General features: G+C 70.6%; 20 protein-coding genes, 2 tRNA genes and 1 pseudogene. 7 read left to right on the top strand and 16 right to left on the bottom strand.

The window, feature by feature from the left end:
- Positions 1–156 precede the first annotated feature (156 nt).
- Positions 157–468 (top strand): hypothetical protein, encoded by a 312-nt coding sequence (locus tag GTW40_RS01415; protein WP_161178300.1) that lies wholly within the window; start codon positions 157–159, stop codon positions 466–468.
- Between the two features lie 103 nt (positions 469–571).
- Here GTW40_RS01415 and GTW40_RS01410 read toward each other — a convergent pair whose 3' ends face one another.
- The 7 genes from GTW40_RS01410 to pgsA all read right to left on the bottom strand — a co-directional run bounded on the left by GTW40_RS01410 (position 572) and on the right by pgsA (position 6,369).
- Positions 572–1,324: a YebC/PmpR family DNA-binding transcriptional regulator gene (locus GTW40_RS01410; RefSeq protein ID WP_161178299.1), complete on the bottom strand. Its 753-nt coding sequence runs from the start codon at positions 1,322–1,324 to the stop codon at positions 572–574.
- Between the two features lie 80 nt (positions 1,325–1,404).
- Positions 1,405–2,010, bottom strand: a complete 606-nt coding sequence (gene pdxT, locus GTW40_RS01405) for a pyridoxal 5'-phosphate synthase glutaminase subunit PdxT (RefSeq protein ID WP_161178298.1) — start codon at positions 2,008–2,010, stop codon at positions 1,405–1,407.
- 11 nt (positions 2,011–2,021) lie between these two features.
- A complete protein-coding gene (gene pdxS / locus GTW40_RS01400; RefSeq protein ID WP_161178297.1) occupies positions 2,022–2,927 on the bottom strand; it encodes a pyridoxal 5'-phosphate synthase lyase subunit PdxS in 906 nt (301 codons plus the stop codon).
- A 112-nt stretch (positions 2,928–3,039) separates the two neighbouring features.
- The gene (locus tag GTW40_RS01395; protein WP_161178296.1) at positions 3,040–3,582 is read right to left on the bottom strand and encodes a hypothetical protein; all 543 of its coding nucleotides are present in this window, start codon (positions 3,580–3,582) and stop codon (positions 3,040–3,042) included.
- 41 nt (positions 3,583–3,623) lie between these two features.
- Positions 3,624–4,787, bottom strand: a complete 1,164-nt coding sequence (locus GTW40_RS01390; RefSeq protein WP_161178295.1) for a glycosyltransferase family 4 protein — start codon at positions 4,785–4,787, stop codon at positions 3,624–3,626.
- A complete protein-coding gene (locus GTW40_RS01385; RefSeq protein ID WP_161178294.1) occupies positions 4,784–5,698 on the bottom strand; it encodes a phosphatidylinositol mannoside acyltransferase in 915 nt (304 codons plus the stop codon). Before GTW40_RS01385 ends, GTW40_RS01390 begins: the two co-directional genes overlap by 4 nt.
- Entirely contained in the window at positions 5,695–6,369 is a 675-nt protein-coding gene (gene pgsA, locus GTW40_RS01380) for a phosphatidylinositol phosphate synthase (RefSeq protein WP_161178293.1), read from the bottom strand. Before pgsA ends, GTW40_RS01385 begins: the two co-directional genes overlap by 4 nt.
- Before the next feature lie 301 nt (positions 6,370–6,670).
- On the opposite strand from pgsA, the gene GTW40_RS01375 reads away from it, so the two are divergent.
- Together GTW40_RS01375 and GTW40_RS01370 are read left to right on the top strand one after the other, a co-directional pair.
- On the top strand, positions 6,671–8,869 hold the full coding sequence (locus GTW40_RS01375; protein ID WP_161178292.1) for an elongation factor G-like protein EF-G2: 2,199 nt from the start codon (positions 6,671–6,673) through the stop codon (positions 8,867–8,869).
- A gap of 215 nt (positions 8,870–9,084) precedes the next feature.
- Positions 9,085–10,731 carry a hypothetical protein gene (locus tag GTW40_RS01370; RefSeq protein ID WP_161178291.1) on the top strand — a complete coding sequence of 549 codons (1,647 nt, stop codon included), beginning with the start codon at positions 9,085–9,087 and terminating at the stop codon, positions 10,729–10,731.
- A gap of 66 nt (positions 10,732–10,797) precedes the next feature.
- On the opposite strand, the gene GTW40_RS01365 is transcribed toward GTW40_RS01370, so the two are convergent.
- Positions 10,798–11,358, bottom strand: a complete 561-nt coding sequence (locus GTW40_RS01365; RefSeq protein ID WP_161178290.1) for an HIT domain-containing protein — start codon at positions 11,356–11,358, stop codon at positions 10,798–10,800.
- A 67-nt stretch (positions 11,359–11,425) separates the two neighbouring features.
- On the opposite strand from GTW40_RS01365, the gene GTW40_RS01360 reads away from it, so the two are divergent.
- Positions 11,426–12,079, top strand: a complete 654-nt coding sequence (locus tag GTW40_RS01360; RefSeq protein WP_161178289.1) for a potassium channel family protein — start codon at positions 11,426–11,428, stop codon at positions 12,077–12,079.
- Positions 12,080–12,111: 32 nt separating this feature from the next.
- Here the strand turns inward: GTW40_RS01360 and thrS are convergent, their stop codons facing one another.
- From thrS to GTW40_RS01345, 3 genes are all read right to left on the bottom strand, one after another.
- Positions 12,112–14,088: a threonine--tRNA ligase gene (thrS, locus tag GTW40_RS01355; RefSeq protein WP_161178288.1), complete on the bottom strand. Its 1,977-nt coding sequence runs from the start codon at positions 14,086–14,088 to the stop codon at positions 12,112–12,114.
- Positions 14,089–14,180: 92 nt separating this feature from the next.
- Complete coding sequence (locus GTW40_RS01350) at positions 14,181–15,431, bottom strand: hypothetical protein (RefSeq protein WP_161178287.1); 1,251 nt, start codon at positions 15,429–15,431, stop codon at positions 14,181–14,183.
- Positions 15,428–15,994 carry a DUF4365 domain-containing protein gene (locus tag GTW40_RS01345; protein ID WP_161178286.1) on the bottom strand — a complete coding sequence of 189 codons (567 nt, stop codon included), beginning with the start codon at positions 15,992–15,994 and terminating at the stop codon, positions 15,428–15,430. Before GTW40_RS01345 ends, GTW40_RS01350 begins: the two co-directional genes overlap by 4 nt.
- A gap of 168 nt (positions 15,995–16,162) precedes the next feature.
- Here GTW40_RS01345 and GTW40_RS01340 point away from each other — a divergent pair, with 168 nt between their 5' ends.
- Entirely contained in the window at positions 16,163–16,888 is a 726-nt protein-coding gene (locus GTW40_RS01340) for an exonuclease domain-containing protein (RefSeq protein ID WP_161178285.1), read from the top strand.
- An 89-nt stretch (positions 16,889–16,977) separates the two neighbouring features.
- On the opposite strand, the gene GTW40_RS01335 is transcribed toward GTW40_RS01340, so the two are convergent.
- From GTW40_RS01335 to GTW40_RS01325, 3 genes are all read right to left on the bottom strand, one after another.
- Positions 16,978–17,049 (bottom strand) — tRNA-Val (locus tag GTW40_RS01335).
- A gap of 467 nt (positions 17,050–17,516) precedes the next feature.
- Positions 17,517–17,588, bottom strand: a tRNA-Val gene (locus GTW40_RS01330).
- A 47-nt stretch (positions 17,589–17,635) separates the two neighbouring features.
- The gene (locus GTW40_RS01325) at positions 17,636–18,076 is read right to left on the bottom strand and encodes a TIGR02611 family protein (protein ID WP_161178284.1); all 441 of its coding nucleotides are present in this window, start codon (positions 18,074–18,076) and stop codon (positions 17,636–17,638) included.
- Between the two features lie 191 nt (positions 18,077–18,267).
- Here GTW40_RS01325 and GTW40_RS01320 point away from each other — a divergent pair, with 191 nt between their 5' ends.
- Positions 18,268–18,681 carry an SsgA family sporulation/cell division regulator gene (locus tag GTW40_RS01320; protein WP_004002642.1) on the top strand — a complete coding sequence of 138 codons (414 nt, stop codon included), beginning with the start codon at positions 18,268–18,270 and terminating at the stop codon, positions 18,679–18,681.
- A gap of 307 nt (positions 18,682–18,988) precedes the next feature.
- The gene (locus GTW40_RS01315; protein ID WP_161178283.1) at positions 18,989–19,555 is read left to right on the top strand and encodes a CGNR zinc finger domain-containing protein; all 567 of its coding nucleotides are present in this window, start codon (positions 18,989–18,991) and stop codon (positions 19,553–19,555) included.
- An 87-nt stretch (positions 19,556–19,642) separates the two neighbouring features.
- Here the strand turns inward: GTW40_RS01315 and GTW40_RS32470 are convergent, their stop codons facing one another.
- Complete coding sequence (locus GTW40_RS32470) at positions 19,643–19,795, bottom strand: hypothetical protein (RefSeq protein ID WP_199587679.1); 153 nt, start codon at positions 19,793–19,795, stop codon at positions 19,643–19,645.
- A gap of 163 nt (positions 19,796–19,958) precedes the next feature.
- Positions 19,959–20,151 (bottom strand): annotated as a pseudogene (locus GTW40_RS01310) (hypothetical protein); the annotation flags it as partial.

The following is a 20,151-nucleotide window of genomic DNA, read 5'->3' as shown; positions in this document are numbered from 1 at the left end:
CTGATGATTCGTCAGGACTTGGGCGCGCGACGGCCATTACCGATTGCCGCACCCACTTGATCGCTATACGTTCACCCACTGTCGGCCACTCGACCACCATCTGTAACAGGCCGAACTTTCATCACCATCGCGTCACACAGAAATCGGGGAAATTTCGTGCGCGCCATACTGAAGACCGCCGTCGCCACGTCCGTCCTGCTGGCGGGCCTTGCCGTCGCGACGCCCGCACAGGCCGCCCAGATGTCGGCCGCATCCGACCACAGCGGCCGCAGCGGCTGCTTCAACTGGTCCTACAGCGACGGTATCTCGACCACGACCGTGTACTACCACAACATCTGCAGCCACACCGCCACCATCAACATCTGGTGGAAGGACGGTCAGTTCGAGGACATGCTCGCGGACTCCGTCAAGGCCGACGGCAAGGGCCACCTGAAGCACACCGGCTCGGTCAAGAGCATCGACGGCTGATCCAGCGCCGTGTGCGAGAACGGCCCGCCGGACCAGTTGGTCCGGCGGGCCGTTCTGCGCGACGGGAACGTCGGCGCCGCAGCACTGCCGCGGCGCCGGCGGCTCACGCGTCGACCTTCTCCATGACCTCGTCGCTGACGTCGAAGTTGGCGAAGACGTTCTGCACGTCGTCGCTGTCCTCGAGCGCGTCGATCAGCTTGAAGATCTTCCTGGCGCCCTCCTCGTCCAGCTCGACCTGGACGGACGGCACGAAGCTGGAGTCGGCGGAGTCGTAGTCGATGCCCGCCTCCTGGAGCGCGGTGCGGACCGCGACCAGGTCGGTGGCCTCGCTGATGACCTCGAAGGTCTCACCGAGGTCGTTGACCTCCTCGGCACCGGCGTCCAGGACGGCGCCGAGCACGTCGTCCTCGCTCAGCTCGCCCTTGGGGACGATGATGACGCCCTTGCGGCTGAACATGTACGACACGGAGCCCGGGTCGGCCATGTTGCCGCCGTTGCGGGTCATGGCGACACGCACGTCGGAGGCGGCGCGGTTGCGGTTGTCGGTGAGGCACTCGATGAGCACCGCGACACCGTTGGGGCCGTAGCCCTCGTACATGATCGTCTCGTAGTCGGCGCCGCCGGCCTCGAGGCCGCCGCCGCGCTTGACCGCGGAGTCGATGTTCTTGTTCGGGACCGACTGCTTCTTCGCCTTCTGGATGGCGTCGTACAGCGTCGGGTTGCCCTCGATGTCGACGCCGCCCATGCGGGCCGCGACCTCGATGTTCTTGATGAGCTTCGCGAAGAGCTTGCCGCGCTTGGCGTCGATCACGGCCTTCTTGTGCTTCGTCGTAGCCCATTTAGAGTGGCCGGACATCTGCCTGTCTCCTTCGCGTAACCCAATCCTGATCGGACTCCCCCGGCGCTGGGAGAGCCTGAGGGGTACCGCCGCAGATCCTACAAGGACTCCGGCGTCCGGTTCGCGCGGACCATGTCGACGAAGAGCGCGTGGACCCGATGGTCACCGGTCAGCTCCGGGTGGAACGAGGTGGCGAGCGCGCTGCCCTGGCGAACGGCGACGATGTGGCCGTCGTGCTCCGCGAGCACCTCGACGTCCGCGCCGACGGACTCGACCCAGGGGGCGCGGATGAAGACACCCTCCACAGGATCGCCCGGTACGCCCTGGACGTCGACCGCTGCCTCGAACGACTCGTTCTGGCGGCCGAAGGCGTTGCGGCGCACGATCATGTCGATGCCGCCGATCGTCTCCTGGCCCGAGCGCGGGTCGAGGATCTTCTCGGCGAGCAGGATGAGCCCGGCGCAGGTGCCGTAGACGGGCATTCCGGCGCGCACGCGCGCGCGGAGGGGCTCCATCAGGCCGAACAGGACGGCCAGTTTGGAGATGGTGGTGGACTCGCCGCCGGGGAGGACCAGGCCGTCCACCTCGGCGAGTTCTTCGGGGCGCCTGACGGGCCTGGCCACGGCGTCCGCCGCGGCCAGGGCGATCAGGTGCTCCCGTACGTCGCCCTGGAGGGCCAGGACGCCGATGACGGGGGTGCTCATGGTGTCGTGCCTTACCAGCCGCGGTTCGCGTAGCGCTCGGTCTCGGGGAGGGTGTCGCAGTTGATGCCGACCATGGCCTCGCCGAGGTTGCGGGAGGCGTCCGCGATGATCTTCGGGTCGTCGTAGAAGGTGGTGGCCTTCACGATGGCGGCGGCGCGCTTGGCCGGGTCGCCGGACTTGAAGATGCCGGAGCCGACGAAGACACCCTCGGCGCCGAGCTGACGCATCAGGGCGGCGTCGGCCGGGGTGGCGACGCCACCGGCGGAGAAGAGGACCACCGGGAGCTTGCCCAGCTCGGCGACCTCCTTGACCAGCTCGTACGGGGCACGCAGATCCTTGGCGGCGGCGTACAGCTCGTTGTTGTCGTAGCCCCGCAGGCGCGCGATCTCGTTCTTGATCTGGCGCAGGTGGCGGACAGCCTCGACGACGTTGCCGGTGCCGGCCTCCCCCTTGGAGCGGATCATGGCCGCGCCCTCGGCGATGCGGCGCAGGGCCTCACCGAGGTTGGTGGCACCGCAGACGAAGGGGGTCGTGAAGGCCCACTTGTCGGAGTGGTTGACCTCGTCGGCCGGGGTGAGGACCTCGGACTCGTCGATGTAGTCGACGCCGAGGGACTGCAGGACCTGGGCCTCGACGAAGTGGCCGATGCGGGACTTGGCCATGACCGGGATCGAGACGGCGTCGATGATGCCCTCGATCATGTCCGGGTCGGACATACGGGCCACGCCGCCGTCCTTGCGGATGTCGGCCGGGACCCGCTCCAGGGCCATGACGGCGACGGCGCCCGCGTCCTCGGCGATCTTCGCCTGCTCCGGGGTGACGACGTCCATGATGACGCCGCCCTTGAGCTGCTCGGCCATGCCGCGCTTCACACGGGCGGTACCGGTCTCGGGAGCCTGGTTGTCGATGGTGGACACGGGGTGACCTCACTGATGGCGAAGGGGATTGCTGCACCGTCGAGGAAACGTGAACCCCGCAGGTCACGACAAGGGCCAATGGGGAACCGGTGGATCGTTTTGCGCGGTCCGCTCAGGCCGCGCGCTCGATCAGGGCGGCGGGCGGCTCGTCGTCCATCTCGAAGGCGAGCGGGAACGGCGCGTGACCGGCGAGGCGGAACCAGCGCACCTTGCGGTGCTCGCGGAGCCTGCGCGCGGCGCCGACCGCGTCGTTGTGGAAACGGCGGGCCATCGGCACCCGGCGCACCGCCTCGGCCAGCTCCCGGGCCGCCTCCTCGCCGCCCGGGGCGGCCCGTACGGCCTCCACCTGGCCCGCGTCCTCGAACACGACGCGCAGTGCCTGGCTCAGCTCGCTCTCCAGGACCTCGCGCTGCTCCTCCTCGGCCTGCCGGGCCGCGTGCGCGGCCTCGTAGAGCACGATGGAGGCGGCCGGGTCCAGCACCCCGGAGGTGGCCAGCTCCTGCGCCACGGAGGCACGGCGCAGCAACTGCGCGTCGAGCGCGGCACGTGCGGCGTCCATCCGCACGTGCAGCCGGTCCAGCCGTCCGGCCGTCCAGCTCAGATAGACGCCGATGGCCACGAGCGCGACGAGAATCCAGATGAGCGTTGCTGTCACGCCGGAAGGCTACCGGCCCCGGGCGGCGCCCTGTCCGCCGGTCAGTCCCGGGCCGCCAGTCCGAAGCGGGAGCGCAGGCCCGGACGTTCGTCCGTGGCGACCGCAGCCGCGCCCGCGGTGACCGTCTCGTAGACCGAGAGGATGTCCGCGCCGACGGTGGACCAGTCGAAGCGGCGGACATGGGTGCTGCCGCGTTCGCTGAGTTCGGCCCGGCGGTCCGGGTCGCCCAGGAGACGGACGGCGGCGGTGGCGAGGGCGTCGGCGTCCTCGTTGGCGAAGACCTCGCCCGCCCGCCCCTGGTCGAGGACCTGCACGAAGGCGTCCAGGTCGGAGGCGAGGACCGGGGCACCGGCCGACATGGCCTCGACCAGGATGATGCCGAAGCTCTCGCCGCCGGTGTTGGGTGCCACGTACAGGTCGACGCTGCGCAGGAAGCGGGCCTTGTCCTCGTCGCTGATCATGCCGAGGAACTCCACGCGCGAGCGCAGCTCCTCGGGCAGCTCCTCGACGGCCGCCTCCTCGTCACCCCGGCCCGCGATCAACAGCCGCGCCTCCGGCCGGGCGGCCAGGATCCTCGGCAGCGCCCGCATCAGCACCGGCAGTCCCTTGCGGGGCTCGTCGATGCGCCCTATGAAGCCGATCGTGCCGCCCTGCCACTCGGGCTTGGGCTCGGCCTTGGCGAAGAAGTCCACGTCCACGCCGTTGGGGATGACCACCGCGTCGCCGCCCAGGTGCTCGACGAGGGTGCGGCGCGCGTACTCGCTCACCGCGATCCGGGCGCTGATCTTCTCCAGCGCGGCCTGGAGGATCGCGTACGCGGCGATCATGGCGCGCGAGCGCGGGTTGGACGTGTGGAAGGTGGCCACGATGGGCCCCTGCGCCGCCCAGCAGGTGAGCAGGCCGAGGGAGGGCGAGGTCGGCTCGTGGATGTGGACCACGTCGAACGCGCCGTCGTGCAGCCAGCGCCGCACCCGCGCCGCCGAGAGGAACCCGAAGTTCAGCCGGGCCACGGAGCCGTTGTACCGCACCGGGACCGCGCGGCCCGCCGAGACGACGTACGGCGGCAGCGGAGTGTCGTCGTCGGCCGGTGCCAGCACGGACACCTCGTGGCCGAGGCGGATGAAGTACTCGGCGAGGTCGCGGATGTGGAACTGGACCCCGCCCGGGACGTCCCAGGAGTACGGACAGACGATGCCGATTCTCACGCCCGCCCCTCCGTCTTGGCCGGATCCAGATCGGCGAGCCACAGCCGCTGGAGCATGTGCCAGTCCTCGGGGTGCTCGGCGATGCCGCCCGCGAAGGCGTCGGCCAGCGCCTGCGTCATGGCGGCCGTCTTCTCCGCGCGCGTGCCCGCCTGAGGCACCTCGATCGCGGGGTGCACCTCGCCCTGCATCACCGGGGAGTCGTCGTACCAGAGCGTGACCGGCAGGAGCAGCGCGCCGGTCTGCTGGGCGAGCAGCGCGGGCCCCGCGGGCATCCGGGCGCGCTCGCCGAAGAAGTCCACCTCGACGCCGGAGGCCGACAGGTCGCGGTCCGCGACCAGGCAGACCAGTCCGCCGTCGCGCAGCCGCCGCGCCAGGGTGCCGAACGCGGAGGCGCCGCTGTGCGGCAGGACCTCCATGCCGAGGCCCTCGCGATAGGCGACGAAACGGTCGTACAGGCTCTCCGGCTTCAGGCGCTCCGCGACCGTGGTGAACGGCGTGTTCAGCTCGGTGGTGACCCAGGCGCCGGCCAGGTCCCAGTTGGCCAGGTGCGGCAGGGCGAGTATCACGCCCTTGCCCGCCGCGAGGCCGTCGATCAGATGGTGGGCGCCCTTGGGGGCGAAGCCCGTGCGCACCCGCTCGGGGCTCCACGCGGGCAGCCGGAAGGACTCCATCCAGTAGCGCAGATACGAGCGCATCCCCGCGCGCGACAGCTCGGCGAGCCGCTCCGGGCTCGCGTCCGGCACCACGCGCGCGTAGTTCGACTCCAGCCGCCGGACACCCGTGCCGCGCCGCTTCCAGGCGAGGTCGGCGATGCCGACGCCCAGGCGCGTGGCGACCGGTTCGGGCAGCTTCCTGACCGCGCCCCAGCCGAGTCCGTACAGGGCGTCGGTCAGGCGTTCCGCAGTGCTCACTTGGCCGCCTCGCTGCCCCGGGCCGCGTCGTTCCGCGCGGCCTCCTCGGCCTCCGCCGACTCCCGGCGCACCGTGACGACGCGCTGGATCAGGGTGACCAGGCTACCCACGGCCACGATCCACAGCGCGACCGGCAGCACGTACTGGATGCCCGGCACACCGAACTTGTGCAGCCCCGCGAACCCGGCCGCGACCAGCGAGATCACCAGCCGCTCGGCCCGCTCCACCAGCCCGTTGACGGCCACCGGCAGCCCGATCGACTCGCCCCGCGCCTTGGTGTACGACACCACCTGGCCGCTGGCCAGACAGAAGATCGAGACGGCGCACAGCACGTTGTCATCGCCGTTGCCCGCGTACCAGAGGGCGAAGCCGCCGAAGATCGCGCTGTCGGCCACCCGGTCGAGCGTGGAGTCCAGGAAGGCGCCCCACCGGCTGGAGCGGCCCAGCTGGCGCGCCATGTTGCCGTCGACCAGGTCCGAGAACACGAACAGCGTGATCACGATCGTACCCCAGAAGAACTCGCCCCTGGGGAAGAAGACCAGCGCTCCCGCCATCACCCCGGCCGTACCGATGAGCGTGACCGCGTCCGGGCTCACGCCCCGGCGGATGAGAAACGCGGCGAACGGCGTGAGGACACGCGTGAAGAATGCACGCGCGTACTTGTTCAGCATGGCCTTCCCGAGGGTCGGTGTGGCGGCAGCCCCTGGTGACCACCGGCGCGCCCATCGTAGTCACGCGCGGGGGCCCACGGCTGGCGGGCACCCTGGGGTTGTGGCCCTGTCGTGATGTTGCCGGGCCCCCGCGGGGTCGGTACGGGGGCGCCGGAACCGCCCGGCGCGGTGTCCGTCGTATGGACGTGGCATGGCCCAAGTGGAAAGCTCGAAGGACCGCGGGCGTCGCCGGAGCCGCCAGTGCACGCGGTGCCGCGTGTCCGCGCCCACAGTGACCTCACCGTCCACGGGAGGCAGGATCATGGGCGAAAAGGCGCAATCACATCCCGGGGCCGCCGGCAGGGCAGTCACGGCCGACCACCCCGAATCCATACGGAACGTGGTGCTGGTCGGCCACTCCGGAGCGGGCAAGACGACCCTGGTGGAAGCCCTCGCACTCACGACGGGGGCGGTGAACCGGGCCGGCCGCGTGGAGGACGGCGGCACGGTCTCCGACTACGACGACATCGAGCACCGCCAGCAACGCTCGGTGCAGCTCTCGCTGGTCCCGGTCGAATGGGACGGCATCAAGATCAACGTACTCGACACCCCCGGCTACGCCGACTTCGTCGGGGAGCTGAGGGCCGGTCTGCGAGCGGCGGACGCGGCCCTCTTCGTCGTCTCCGCCTCCGACGGCGTGGACGGCTCGACCCGCGCGGTCTGGGAGGAGTGCCAGGCCGTCGGCATGCCCCGCGCGATCGTCGTCACGCACCTGGAATCCGCCCGCGCGGACTTCGAGGAGATGACCCGGCTGTGCGCCGAGGCCTTCGGCGCCGACGACCCCGACGCCGTGCTCCCGCTCTACCTCCCGCTGCGCGCCCCCGAGAGCCCCGACGGCCACGCCCCCGTGACCGGCCTGGTCGGACTGCTCTCGCGCAAGCTCTTCGACTACTCCACCGGCGAACGCACGGAGTCCGAACCCGGCGAGGACGAACTCCCCGGCATCGAGGAGGCCCGCAACCGGCTCATCGAGGGCATCATCGCCGAGAGCGAGGACGAGACCCTCATGGACCGCTACCTCGGCGGCGAACAGGTCGACGTCAAGACCCTCGTCCAGGACCTGGAACGCGCCGTGGCACGCGGCACCTTCTTCCCCGTCCTCGCCGCCGCCCCAGCCGCCGACGGCGCCCGCCAGGGCCTCGGCACCCTGGAACTGCTGGAACTGATCACGGGCGGCTTCCCCACCCCCTTCGAACACCCGCTGCCCGAGGTCACCACCCTCGACGGCAGGCCCCGCGAACTCCAGCCCTGCGACATCGAAGGGCCCCTCGTCGCCGAGGTCGTCCGCACCTCCTCCGACCCCTACGTCGGCCGCGTCTCCCTGGTCCGCGTCTTCTCCGGCACCCTGCGCCCCGACGACACCGTCCACGTCTCCGGACACGGCATGACCGACCGGGGCCACGAGGACCACGACGTGGACGAACGTATCGGCGCCGTCTCCATGGCCTTCGGCAAACAGCAGCGCCCCGTCCCGCACGCGGTCGCCGGAGACCTCGTGTGCGTCGCCAAGCTGAGCCGCGCCGAGACCGGCGACACGCTCTCCGGCAAGGACGACCCGCTGCTCATGGAGCCCTGGCAGATGCCGGACCCGCTGCTCCCGCTCGCCATCCAGGCCCACAGCAAACCCGACGAGGACAAGCTCTCCCAGGGCCTGGCCCGCCTGGTCGCCGAGGACCCGACCATGCGGCTCGAACAGAACCAGGACACCCACCAGGTCGTCCTGTGGTGCCTCGGCGAGGCCCACGCCGACGTCGCCCTGGAACGGCTGCGCAGCCGCTACGGCGTCCAGGTCGACGTCGTCCCCCACAAGGTGTCCCTGCGCGAGACCTTCGCGGGCAAGGCCGCCGGACGCGGCCGCCACGTCAAGCAGTCAGGCGGCCACGGCCAGTTCGCCATCTGCGAGATCGAGGTCGAACCACTGCCGAACGGCTCCGGCATCGAGTTCGTCGACAAGGTCGTCGGCGGCGCCGTCCCCCGCCAGTTCATCCCCTCCGTCGAGAAGGGCGTACGCGCCCAGGCCGCCAAGGGCGTCGCCGCCGGATACCCGCTCGTCGACGTGCGCATCACCCTGCTCGACGGCAAGGCCCACTCGGTCGACTCCTCCGACGCCGCCTTCCAGACCGCCGGCGCCCTCGCCCTGCGCGAGGCCGCCGCCGACACCCGCATCCACCTCCTGGAACCCGTCGCCGAGGTCGGCGTCCTCATCCCCGACGACTACGTCGGCCCCGTCATGAGCGACCTCTCCAGCAGGCGCGGCCGCGTCCTCGGCACCGAACAGGTCGGCACCGGACGCACCCTGGTCCGCGCCGAGGTCCCCGAGTTCGAGATCGGGCGCTACGCCATCGACCTGCGCTCCCTCTCCCACGGCACCGCCCGCTTCAGCCGCGCCTACGCCCGGCACGAGCCGATGCCCCCTCAGGTGGCCGACCGCATCCGCGAACAGGCGGGCGACACCCCGTAGTTCACCCGGCGTACGCTCCGCGCGCCGGTGGGCGGCTTCGGTCGTCCGCCGGTGCGTTGTCGGTGCCCGCGGCTAGGCTGATCAAGCCACTCGTGGCAGGCACCGGCGACCCGGTGCCCGCACGACGGCCCGTTCAAGATGGCCTGTTCAACAGGTGTGCGAGACACGGAAGTCGGGAAGGCCGCAGGAGCGAGAAGGCGGCGATGGGGGCGGGAATGTCAGTCGGAACGGAGTGGGACGGGCCTCAGGTGCCCGTCTCCGGCGACGAGGGCCAGGCGGCGACCTTCGCGCTGGCCTCGGCGGCCTACCGGGACAACGCGATCGAGGACATCAAGAAGACCGACAACGAGTGGCACCAGTCCACCGTCAACACCGGCCGCGTCCGCCTGTTCCGGCCCAACCTCGGCGAGGCGTTCTCCCGCGCCGTCGTCGACCGGCTCCTCGCCTCCGGCCGCAAACCGCTGATCCAGTCCTTCGGCGCCGAACCCCAGGTGATCGTCGAACACTGCCTCGCCGCGAACAACATCCGCCGCGACCGCGACAACAAACTCTCCATGATCATGGTCGTCTGCGGCCTGATCTTCCTGCCCGGCCTCATCGCCTGGCTCGTCGTCTTCCAGCTCCGCGCCTTTCTCGCCAAACGCGAGGACAAACGCGCCGGAGCCATCGGCACCGCACTCCTCGCCGGAGTCGGCCTCCTCGCCGTCCTCTTCCTCCTGAAGCTCCCCTTCAGCGGCTTCTGGGGCTGGTACGCCCGCGCGGCCGTCATCGCCCCCGTCGTCGGCTGGTACTGGGCCAGGCGCGTCTGCGAGCAGACCGCCGCCGACCTGCGCGCCCGCTGGGACGGCCTGCTCTCCGGCAGCAGCGTCGGCGCCAAGGTCCCCGAGGCCGTACCCCGCAGCCCCGGCGAGACCGCCGCCGAACAGCTCCGCCAGTCCCTGGCCCGGCTCAGTGCCGAACAGCGCTCCAACTCCGTCTTCTACGCAGGACCCAAGGGCGTCCTCGGCATGGGCACCCGCTGGGGCTCCTGGCAGCTCGCCGAGGACCTGGTCCCCGCCGAGTCCGGCCGCGAGATCCACCCCTTCCGCAGCTGGGACGTCATACGCTCCATCCACGACCAGCTCCGGATGCTGGAGCGCGGCCCGCTCAACACCGGCGGCTTCCCCCGCCCGTCGATACGGCACTGGATCGTCACCCCCATCGGCGAGAACGCCAAGGCCGTCTCCCGCCCCGAGGGCACCGACGTCGAGGCCTTCCAGGTCAAGCCGCACGCCATACAGGAGATCTGCAACAAGCAGCAGTTCGGCAGCGGCGACCGCCACTACCTCGGCGTCCAGTGGACTCTGTGGGACGGCCAGCTGGTCATCACCATGATGACCACCGTGACCGTGCTCCACGAGACCCTGCGCATCGAGGTCACCGGCCACGCCCTCGGCCCGGTGAACCCCCTGTTCACCTCCAAGTCCGAGGCCCCCACCAAGACGGTCACCAAGTCCGTCAAGCGCTGGGAGAACCGCACCGTCAAGCTCCCCCTCGTCAACCCCGACGAGGTCGTACGACTCGCCGTGCGCGCCCCGCTGACCTGGTACCCGCCCCTGCTCAACTGGCTCGGCGGCTCCATCGCCCTGCCCGAGCCCTTCGGCCTCCGGCACGCCTGGGCCGACCAGCCCTGGCGCCACCGCTTCATGGCCGACGACGCCCTGCGCGCGGCCACCCCGGTCCTGCGCGTGGTCCACGCCGCCGCGATCAAGGTCCTCAACGAGAACGGCGTGAACACCGAGAAGTTCGGCGCCCGCTCCTCCTTCCTCAGCGGCCAGGTGCAGGACCCGACCCCCGGGAAGGCCGACCTCTACAACGCGTAGAACCGCTCGTACGACGCGTGAAGGCCGCCGGAGAACCGGCGGCCTTCATGTGCGTGAGGTACGGCGTCAGCTCGCCGGCCAGGCCTCCGCCAGCATCTTCCGCGTGTCCGCGAGCAGCTGCGGCAGCACCTTCGTGTGCCCCACCACCGGCATGAAGTTCGTGTCCCCGCCCCAGCGCGGCACGATGTGCTGATGCAGATGGGCCGCGATACCCGCACCGGCCACCGCACCCTGGTTCATACCGATGTTGAACCCGTGCGCCCCGGACGCCGTCCGCAGCGCCGTCATCGCCTGCTTCGTCAGCTCCGCCAGCTCGGCCGTCTCCGGACCGGTCAGATCGGTGTAGTCGGCCACATGCCGGTACGGCACCGTCATCAGATGGCCGCCGTTGTACGGATACAGATTGAGCACCGCGTACACGTGCTCACCCCGCCGCACGACCAGACCGTCCTCATCCGATTTCGCCGGAATCACACAGAACGGGCAGCCGTCGTCCGCACCCGGACCGCTCGGCTTGTTCTCGCCCTGGATGTAGGCCATCCGGTGGGGCGTCCACAGGCGCTGGAACGCGTCCTGCGTCCCCACTCCGATCTGCTGCTCGGGCTCACTCGTCATGCAAGGCAGCATATGGCTTCGCCCGTTCGCGGCGTGTCGCCGGGGCGGCGGAAGGGGACCAAACGGCCAAGCTGACCCGGTGGACCACGACAGCCCCACGGCGCGCTGGGAGCGCCACGCCGAGATGCCGCTCACCGTGGCCTCGATGACGTTCCTCGGCTCCTACGCCGCCCTCGTCCTCTCCCCCCGCCCCGGCACCCCGTGGGACGACCTCTGGCTCTCGCTGCTCCTCGTCTGCTGGGCACTCTTCGCCGTCGACTACGCCGTGCGCTGGACCCTCAGCGGCCAGGGCCCGCGCTTCGTCCGCGCCCACTTGCTGGACACCCTCGTCCTGATCCTGCCCCTGCTGCGCCCGCTCCGCATCGTCCGCATCTACGAGGCCATGGAGCACCGGCGCGGACTCCCCCGGCTCCCGCTGTACGCGCGCGTGATCGTCTACTCCGGGCTCTCCACCCTCCTGATGGGCTTCACCGGCGCGCTCGCGGTCTACCAGCAGGAGAGGGACGCCCCCGCCTCCCAGATGAAGAACTTCGGCGACGCCGTCTGGTGGGCCTGCTCCACCCTCTCCACCGTCGGCTACGGCGACATCGTCCCGGTCACGACGGGCGGCCGGATCATCGCGGCGGCCATGATGGCGGGCGGCCTGGCGCTGCTCGGGGCGGTGACGGGGTCGTTCTCGTCGTGGCTGCTGCAGGTGTTCTCGCGGGAAGAGGACGAGCCCCCGAGGAACTAGTCCTCGGGGGCTCGTACGGGGGCCGGTCCGGATCAGACCTGGACCCGCTCCTCCACGACCTTCGCGATCTTCGCGATGGCGTCGCCGAACGGGATGCCGTTCTCCTGCGAGCCGTCGCGGTAGCGGAAGGAGACGGTGCCCGCGCTCATGTCCTCGTCACCGACGATGACCATGAACGGCACCTTCTGCTTCTGGGCGTTCCTGATCTTCTTCTGCATCCGGTCCGAGGAGGAGTCCACCTCGACCCGCAGGCCCTGCTTCTTGGCCTCGGCCGCGAACTTCTCCAGGTACTCGACATGCCCGTCACCGATCGGGATGCCGACGGCCTGCACGGGGGCGAGCCACGCCGGGAAGGCACCCGCGTAGTGCTCCAGGAGGACGGCGAAGAACCGCTCGATGGAGCCGAACAGCGCGCGGTGGATCATCACCGGCCGCTGCTTGGTGCCGTCGGCCGCCGTGTACTCCAGGTCGAAGCGCTCGGGCAGGTTGAAGTCGAGCTGGATGGTCGACATCTGCCAGGTACGGCCGATCGCGTCCTTGGCCTGGACGGAGATCTTCGGGCCGTAGAACGCGGCGCCGCCCGGGTCGGGCACGAGCGGCAGGCCCTGCTTCTCGGCGACCTGACGCAGGGTCTCGGTGGCCTCTTCCCAGGCGTCGTCCGAGCCGACGAACTTCTCCGGATCCTTGGTGGAGAGCTCCAGGTAGAAGTCGGTCAGACCGTAGTCGCGCAGCAGGCCGAGGACGAAGGTGAGCGTCCTGTCGAGCTCCTCCGCCATCTGCTCGCGGGTGCAGTAGATGTGCGCGTCGTCCTGGGTGAAGCCGCGGGCCCGGGTGAGGCCGTGCACGACGCCCGACTTCTCGTACCGGTACACGGTCCCGAACTCGAAGAGCCTCAGGGGCAGCTCGCGATACGAGCGACCGCGCGCGTCGAAGATCAGGTTGTGCATCGGGCAGTTCATGGGCTTGAGGTAGTAGTCCACGCCCTCGTCGAGCTGCATGGGCGGGTACATGCCGTCGGCGTACCAGTCCAGGTGGCCCGAGGTCTCGAAGAGCTTCCCCTTCGTCGCGTGCGGGGTGTAGACGAACTCGTAGCCCTCTTCCTCGTGGCGGCGCCGCGAGTAGTCCTCCATGGTGCGGCGGATGATGCCGCCCTTGGGGTGGAAGACGGCGAGGCCGGAGCCGATCTGCTCCGGGATGGAGAAGAGGTCCAGCTCGTTGCCCAGCTTGCGGTGGTCGCGCTTCTCGGCCTCGGCGAGGAACTCCAGGTGCGCCTTCAGCTCGTCCTTGGACGGCCAGGCGGTGCCGTAGATGCGCTGGAGCATCGGGTTCTTCTCGCTGCCGCGCCAGTAGGCGGCCGCGTTGCGCATCAGCTTGAACGCCGGGATGTTCCGGGTGGAGGGCAGGTGGGGACCCCGGCAGAGGTCCTTCCAGCACAGCTCGCCGGTCTTGGCGTCCAGGTTGTCGTAGATGGTCAGCTCGCCGGCGCCCACCTCGACGTCCGCGCCGTCGTCGGAGGAGGCCGATCCCTTGAGGCCGATCAGCTCCAGCTTGTACGGCTCGTCGGCCAGCTCCGCGCGGGCGTCCTCGTCGGAGACCACACGGCGGGCGAACTTCTGGCCCCGCTTCTGGATCTCCTGCATCTTCTTCTCGATGGCCTTGAGGTCATCGGGGTGGAAGGGCTTCTCCACGTCGAAGTCGTAGTAGAACCCGTCCTTGACCGGCGGGCCGATGCCGAGCTTGGCTTCGGGGAACAGCTCCTGCACGGCCTGGGCCATCACATGCGCGGTGGAGTGGCGCAGGATGTTGAGACCGTCCTCGGAGGAGATCTCGACACCCTCGACCTCGTCGCAGTCGGACAGCTCGTGGCTGAGGTCCTTCAGCTCGCCGCCCACACGCGCGGCGATGATCGAGCGCTCGCCCGCGAAGAGGTCGGCGGCCGTAGTGCCCGTCGTCACCACGCGTTCTTCCCGCTCGGAATCGCGTTGGATGATCACACGGACGTCTGACACCGGTCTCTCCTGACTGAAGTGGGATGCGGCGCCATACCAGGAGCGCGCGCACAAGGGATCGTACCGACCCGGCACCGTCCACCGCGAAACGGTTACTTTCCGTCCCCTTCGCCGTACGTCTCGCCGCACGCCTCCTCGAAGGAGTCGAGGTTCTCCTGGAGGGATTTCATCAGCCGGTCGCGCTCGGCCTCGTCGACCTGGACGGGGACGACCCCGGTGGCGCCGGTGAGCCTGCGGAAGCCGCCCCTGCGCTCCAGCCTGCCGTGCACGCGCACCGGGAGGCCGACGAGGTGGGCGTATCCGGCGATGCGGTAGTCCTCCTCGCCGAGGGTGAGGCGCAGATGGGCCACCTCGGCTCCGGTGAGCACGCGGAGCCGTACGGTGCCCGCGCCGCGCGGTCCCGAGCGGCGCAGGCGGACGACGACGCCGGTGACCGCGACGGGCACGGAGGGCTCGGCGCGCAGATAGCGGGCCGCGGCGGCGCGCAGGACGGGCAGGTCGCCGGGTGAGAACTCGACGGGTTCGGCGTGCGCGGCGCAGCCGTCGGGGACTCCGGCGGCGGGGGCCCAGGAGACGGTGACGCGGGCGCCCTCGCTGCCGCGGACGAGGACGGTGAGCGCCTCGGTCAGTTCGCGGCTGACTCCGGCGGCGATGGCGCCGTCGAAGGCGGCCGCGCTGCCGGTGGCGCGTTGGTAGTCGATGGCCTCGCGGGTGGCGTGCAGGGACTGGTGGAGGCGGACGGCGAGGGGGCGTGCGGTGGGTACGGGGGCGAAGGCGGTGAGGCGGCGGCCTTCGGCGGCCGGTCCGACGAGCATCCTGTCGAGGAGGGTCGCGGCGGCGGACCGGTGGCGGGCGCCGTGGTAGCCGGCCGGGGCGCGGGTGGCGAGGGCGGCGGCCAGGAGGGTGCGGCGGGCGGCGGTGCGCAGATGTTCGTCGGTGGTCCAGGGGGCGGCGCCCGCGGGGCCGCAGGGGGTGTCGCGGTGCCAGCGGATCTCGTCGCTGGGTACGGCGAGGGCGATGAGCACCTCGCGGGCGGTGGGGGCGGTGCTGCGGGCGAGGGCGTCCAGGGCTTCGCCGAGGAGGTCGTCGCTGTCGGGGAAGGCGCGGTTCTCGGGCACGAGGAGGCTGGTGCCGGGGCCCGCCGGGGCGGGCGGGGTCCAGCGGCCGTAGCGCCCGGCGGCGCCGCCGCGTCGTTGCCAGCCATGGCGGTGCAGGAGGGTGGTGAGGACGGCGGGGTCGACGCGGGTGGGGTCGGGGGTCTCGTGCCAGGGGAGGTGGTCGGGGTGGGCGCGCAGGTGGCGGACGGTGGTGTCGTCGTCGGAGTCGTCGGCGCGGCTTCTCATGGTCTGCCTCCCGTCCCGACGCGCGTCATGATCTCGCAGAGCGCGCGGTCGTCGAAGATGCGTGAGACCGGTATGCGCACGGTGGTGCGGTGGCGCCCGGTGACGGGGTGTCCGGCGAGGTTGACCCAGTAGCAGCAGTGGCGGAGGTCGAGCCGGTCGTGTCCGGCGCGGAGCCAGTCCTCCTGGGCGCGCGGGACGATCATGACGACGAGGATCTTGTGCACCGAGACGGGGGTGCGGGCGAGCTTGCGCAGATGGTCGTTGTCGAGCGTGAAGGAGAAGGTGGGCCCCGGGGGGTGGGGGGCGATCTGGTAGGTGCACTTGAGCTGCACCTTGATCGTCACTTCGTCGTCGACGGTGTGGCCTGGTGCGCTGTGGCTGACGTGCCAGTCGATGCCGTTGTCCGGGAAGGGCTGGGACAGGGAGCAGCCCGCGGCGGCGGCGACCGCGTGCAGATAGCCGACCTGCAGGGTCTCCATGCAGGCGGTGGTGGCGAGTGTGCCGCGAACCAGTCCCGCGCGTTCGGGCAGCAGCCCGCCCCGCTCGGGCTGCGCAATGGCCATGACGAACAGCCTTCCCAGCCAAGGGTTTTCCCGTTTCGGGCCGCTGAACTGCAAAGACCCGTACTCCTGTTGTCTCCGCCCGGCGTACGGCGCAAACAGCCCGGGTATCACCAAACGGGCAGAAGACGGCATGTCATGTGTCCTGGGTGAACGAGGAGTTGGGTTGGGATGACTTGCTGGTACGAAGGGGCCCTGGCCGCCTTCGACACGGAGACGACGGGTGTGGACGTCGAGGGCGACCGGATCGTGGCGGCCGCCGTCGTCGTACAGGACGCGCCGGGTACGCGGCCCCGGGTGAGCCGGTGGCTCGTGAACCCGGGGGTGCCGGTGCCCGCGGAGGCGACGGCGGTGCACGGGCTGACGGAGGAACATCTCCAGCACAACGGCCGCTGGCCGGCGCCGGTGATGTACGAGATAGCCCAGCAACTGGCGGAGCACACGGCGATGGGGCGCCCGCTGGTGGTGATGAACGCGCCGTTCGATCTGACGTTGTTGGACCGCGAGTTGCGGCGGCACCGGGCCTCGTCGCTGGACCGCTGGTTCGAGGCGGCCCCGCTGCGGGTGCTCGACCCCCGGGTGCTGGACAAGCAGTTGGACCGCTACCGCAAGGGCCGCCGCACGCTGACGGACCTGTGCGAGCACTACGGCGTGGCGCTGAACGACGCGCACGACGCGGCGGCGGACGCGCTGGCGGCGCTGGATGTCGTACGGGCGGTGGGGCGGCGTTTCTCGGCACGCCTTGAGCGCCTCTCTCCGGCGGAGCTGCACGCGTTGCAGGTCGGCTGGCACGCGGCGCAGGCGCGGGGCCTCCAGGCGTGGTTCGCGCGCAGTGGTTCGCCGGAGACGGTGAGCACGGAGTGGCCGCTGAGGGAGGAGCTGTCGGCGGCGGCTTAGCGGTGGCGGGGCGCTGGTGCGAAGGGGGTGCCGTGTGGGCGTACGACGACGGCCCACCTGCTCGTAAGCAGATGGGCCGTCGATCCGGGTGGGCGATACTGGGTTCGAACCAGTGACCTCTTCGGTGTGAACGAAGCGCTCTCCCACTGAGCTAATCGCCCGGGAACGCACTGAACAATACAGGTCTCGGCGGGGTTCCTCCAAACCGCCTCGGTGCGGGGTACCGGCCGGGGCCGCCGGGGCGCGACCGGTCTCCGGTGACGGAGGGCGCGGGCAGGGTGCGGTGCGGGGTCCCGCGCGGTGCGTGTGCGGCATTGCGCGTCCGCTTCCCATGAAGTGACTTGTACTCATATGACCTGTCGGAACACAGGACTTGAGGATTCCGGAATTCCGGGTGCGGTGCGAGGTGCCGCGGAAATGCGGGCGCAACGGGAATTGCGTGGGCGCGGTCGCGCAATAGGGTGCGGGGGTATTTCCGGAGGCGGCCTGAATGGGGTGCTTCGGCGCGGGTGGGGCGGTCCGTCCGGAAGTCGGTCTTGACGGGTGTCCGTGGGGAGCGGCGGGCGCGGAGCGTAGCGCATATGCCGACGGCCCACCTGCTCGCAAGCAGATGGGCCGTCGGTCCGGGTGGGCGATACTGGGTTCGAACCAGTGACCTCTTCGGTGTGAACGAAGCGCTCTCCCACTGAGCTAATCGCCCGGGCGCAGAGAGAACATTACCGCATGTCAGAGGGTGGTTCCGACCGCCTAGATCTTCCAGGGCGGCACGAAGCCGAACTGCCGGACGTAGATCGCGGTGAGCACGCCGATGATCACCAGGCCGATCACGGTCAGGGCGATGTTGCGGCGGCGCACACGGGGATCGAGGGCGCGCTGCGCGGCGGCGGTGACCTTGCGCTTCGTCCAGCGCAGCACGAGCTGGGCCCAGACGAACTCGGTGGCCCAGATCATCATGCCGCCGAAGATCACGGCCCAGCCGGGGCCGGGCAGCGGGAGCATCACGATGCCGGCGGCGACGACCGCGAGGCCGACGAGGAAGACGCCGACCTGCCAGCTCAGATGGAGGGCGCGGCGGTCCTTGACGAATCCGGGCGCACGGGAGCCCAGCCCCTGTCCGGGCTGCTCCTGGTCCGCGTCCGCCTTGTCCGCCACGACAACCTCACCCGGAACGTCACTCCCCGTATTCATACCGTCGAACCCTACCCGAGTGATTCCAGTCACCGGAATGGTGGCAGATGTCGCACAAGTTCTCGGCCGGAAGAGGTACGGAAACTCATGCAAAACCCCCAGAGGGGTTTACAACGGCACCGTAGGTGGCATGTCGATTTCGCCGACGTGCGAATCCCCGAGCGCACACTGAGCGAAAGGCCCTGGCGCTTATGAACACCACGGTCAGCTGCGAGCTGCACCTGCGCCTCGTTGTGTCGAGCGAGTCCTCCCTGCCTGTCCCCGCAGGCCTGCGGTACGACACGGCCGACCCCTACGCCGTGCACGCCACCTTCCACACCGGAGCCGAGGAAACCGTCGAGTGGGTGTTCGCCCGCGATCTTCTCGCCGAGGGGCTGCATCGGCCCACCGGCACCGGCGACGTCCGTGTCTGGCCATCGCGCAGTCATGGCCAGGGCGTCGTGTGCATCGCCCTCAGCTCTCCCGAGGGCGAGGCTCTGCTGGAGGCCCCCGCACGGGCCCTGGAGTCCTTCCTGAAGCGGACCGACGCCGCCGTGCCGCCCGGCACGGAGCACCGGCACTTCGATCTGGATCAGGAGCTCTCCCACATCCTGGCGGAGAGCTAGGCCGCCGCCCGTCCAAGACGCCCGGCGCCGTCCACTCGGGGAGACGGCTCGGGCCCGCACAGCCGTATACCGGCAGGCTCGGCGCCGTCACCGTGAACACTCACGGTGACGGCGCCGAGCCGTGCCCGCGTTCCCTTCGCCGCGTGCCGTCCGCCCGGCTTTCCGCGCGGATCCGGGAACCCGGACGGGGGGCGAGGCGTTGCCCGGGCAGTCACCCGGGGCGGGCCCGGTGCGGCGGCCCGGGTTGTCGCTACCATCGGCCAGCATCGGCGGGCGTCCGCCCGACCCCCAGGCCAGGGAGCGAAACGTGCTGATCACCCACGACACCCGGTGCGCCCTCGACACCGTGGTCGATCTGGTGAACACCGCGCCGGAGGACGACACGGCGGCGGACGGGCTGCCGGACGTCGAGGCGCTCGCCGCGTTCGTGCGCGGCCACGCGGTCAGTGATGTGGGGGCGCTGTCCGAGTTCGACCTGTCGGCGGTGCGCAAGGTGCGGGGCCGGTTCGCGAGGATCTTCGCGGCACCGGACGCCCGCGCCGCCGCGGGGCTGATCAACGAGCTGGTCGCCGCCGCGGGCACCACCCCGCGTCTGACGGACCACGACAGCTATGACTGGCATGTGCACTACTTCGCCCCCGGCGCGTCGCTGGCCGACCATCTCGCCGCCGACTGCGGGATGGCGCTCGCCTTCTTCGTGGTGGCCGGGGAGCAGGAGCGGCTGCGGCGCTGTGAGGCGCCGGACTGCCGGCGTGCCTTCGTGGATCTGTCCCGCAATCGCTCGCGCCGCTACTGCGACAGCCGTACCTGCGGGAACCGGCTGCATGTGGCCGCGTACCGCGCGCGGCGCAAGGAGTCGGAGTCGGCGGGCTGAGACGGTCGAGCGCCGGGGCGTGGGGACGGTCGGGGCTTCGGACCGACGCCGGTCCCGGCGGGTGACGCCGGGACGGACGTGTACGGCTCACAGCAACAGCAGATCGTGCAGCGCCGCCATGAGGATCAGACACCCGATCACCGCAAGGAAGATCATCAGCGGTGGCTGGGAAAGGGCGAAGAGGCACCCGCGCGGCTCGTCCTCCTGCGGCGGGGCCTCGCTCTGTGTCGTATCCACCATCTCGCGGTGATGATGGACCACGGGGCGCCCTGTACGCGATCAACACACCTGTAAAGCGCGGGAGTCTGCGGAATTCGCACCGATTCGTTCGGCTCGCTCCGTGTCGTGAACGTTTTCGGACGTACCGGGGCCGCCTGTGACGCCGCGCTCCCTCAGGGCCGGGTCATATGCCGTGCTTCTTGAGGATGGCCTCGATGTCGCTGAAGTCGTCGCCTGAACCGGTGGCGGCGGGCGGGGTGGCCGGACGGGCCGTGCGTCCGCCGCCCCGGCCGAGGGACGGTGCCGAGGCGGCGGGCGCCACCGGGTCGGCCTCGCCGCCGCGTATCGCGCCCTTCCCGCCGCGTCGGCGCTCCACC

It is taken from the genome of Streptomyces sp. SID4985 (assembly GCF_009863025.1).
Classification (GTDB): Bacteria; Actinomycetota; Actinomycetes; order Streptomycetales; family Streptomycetaceae; genus Streptomyces.
The sequence above is the reverse complement of the archived record's forward strand: the minus strand, read 5'-3'. Positions and strand labels throughout refer to the sequence as shown.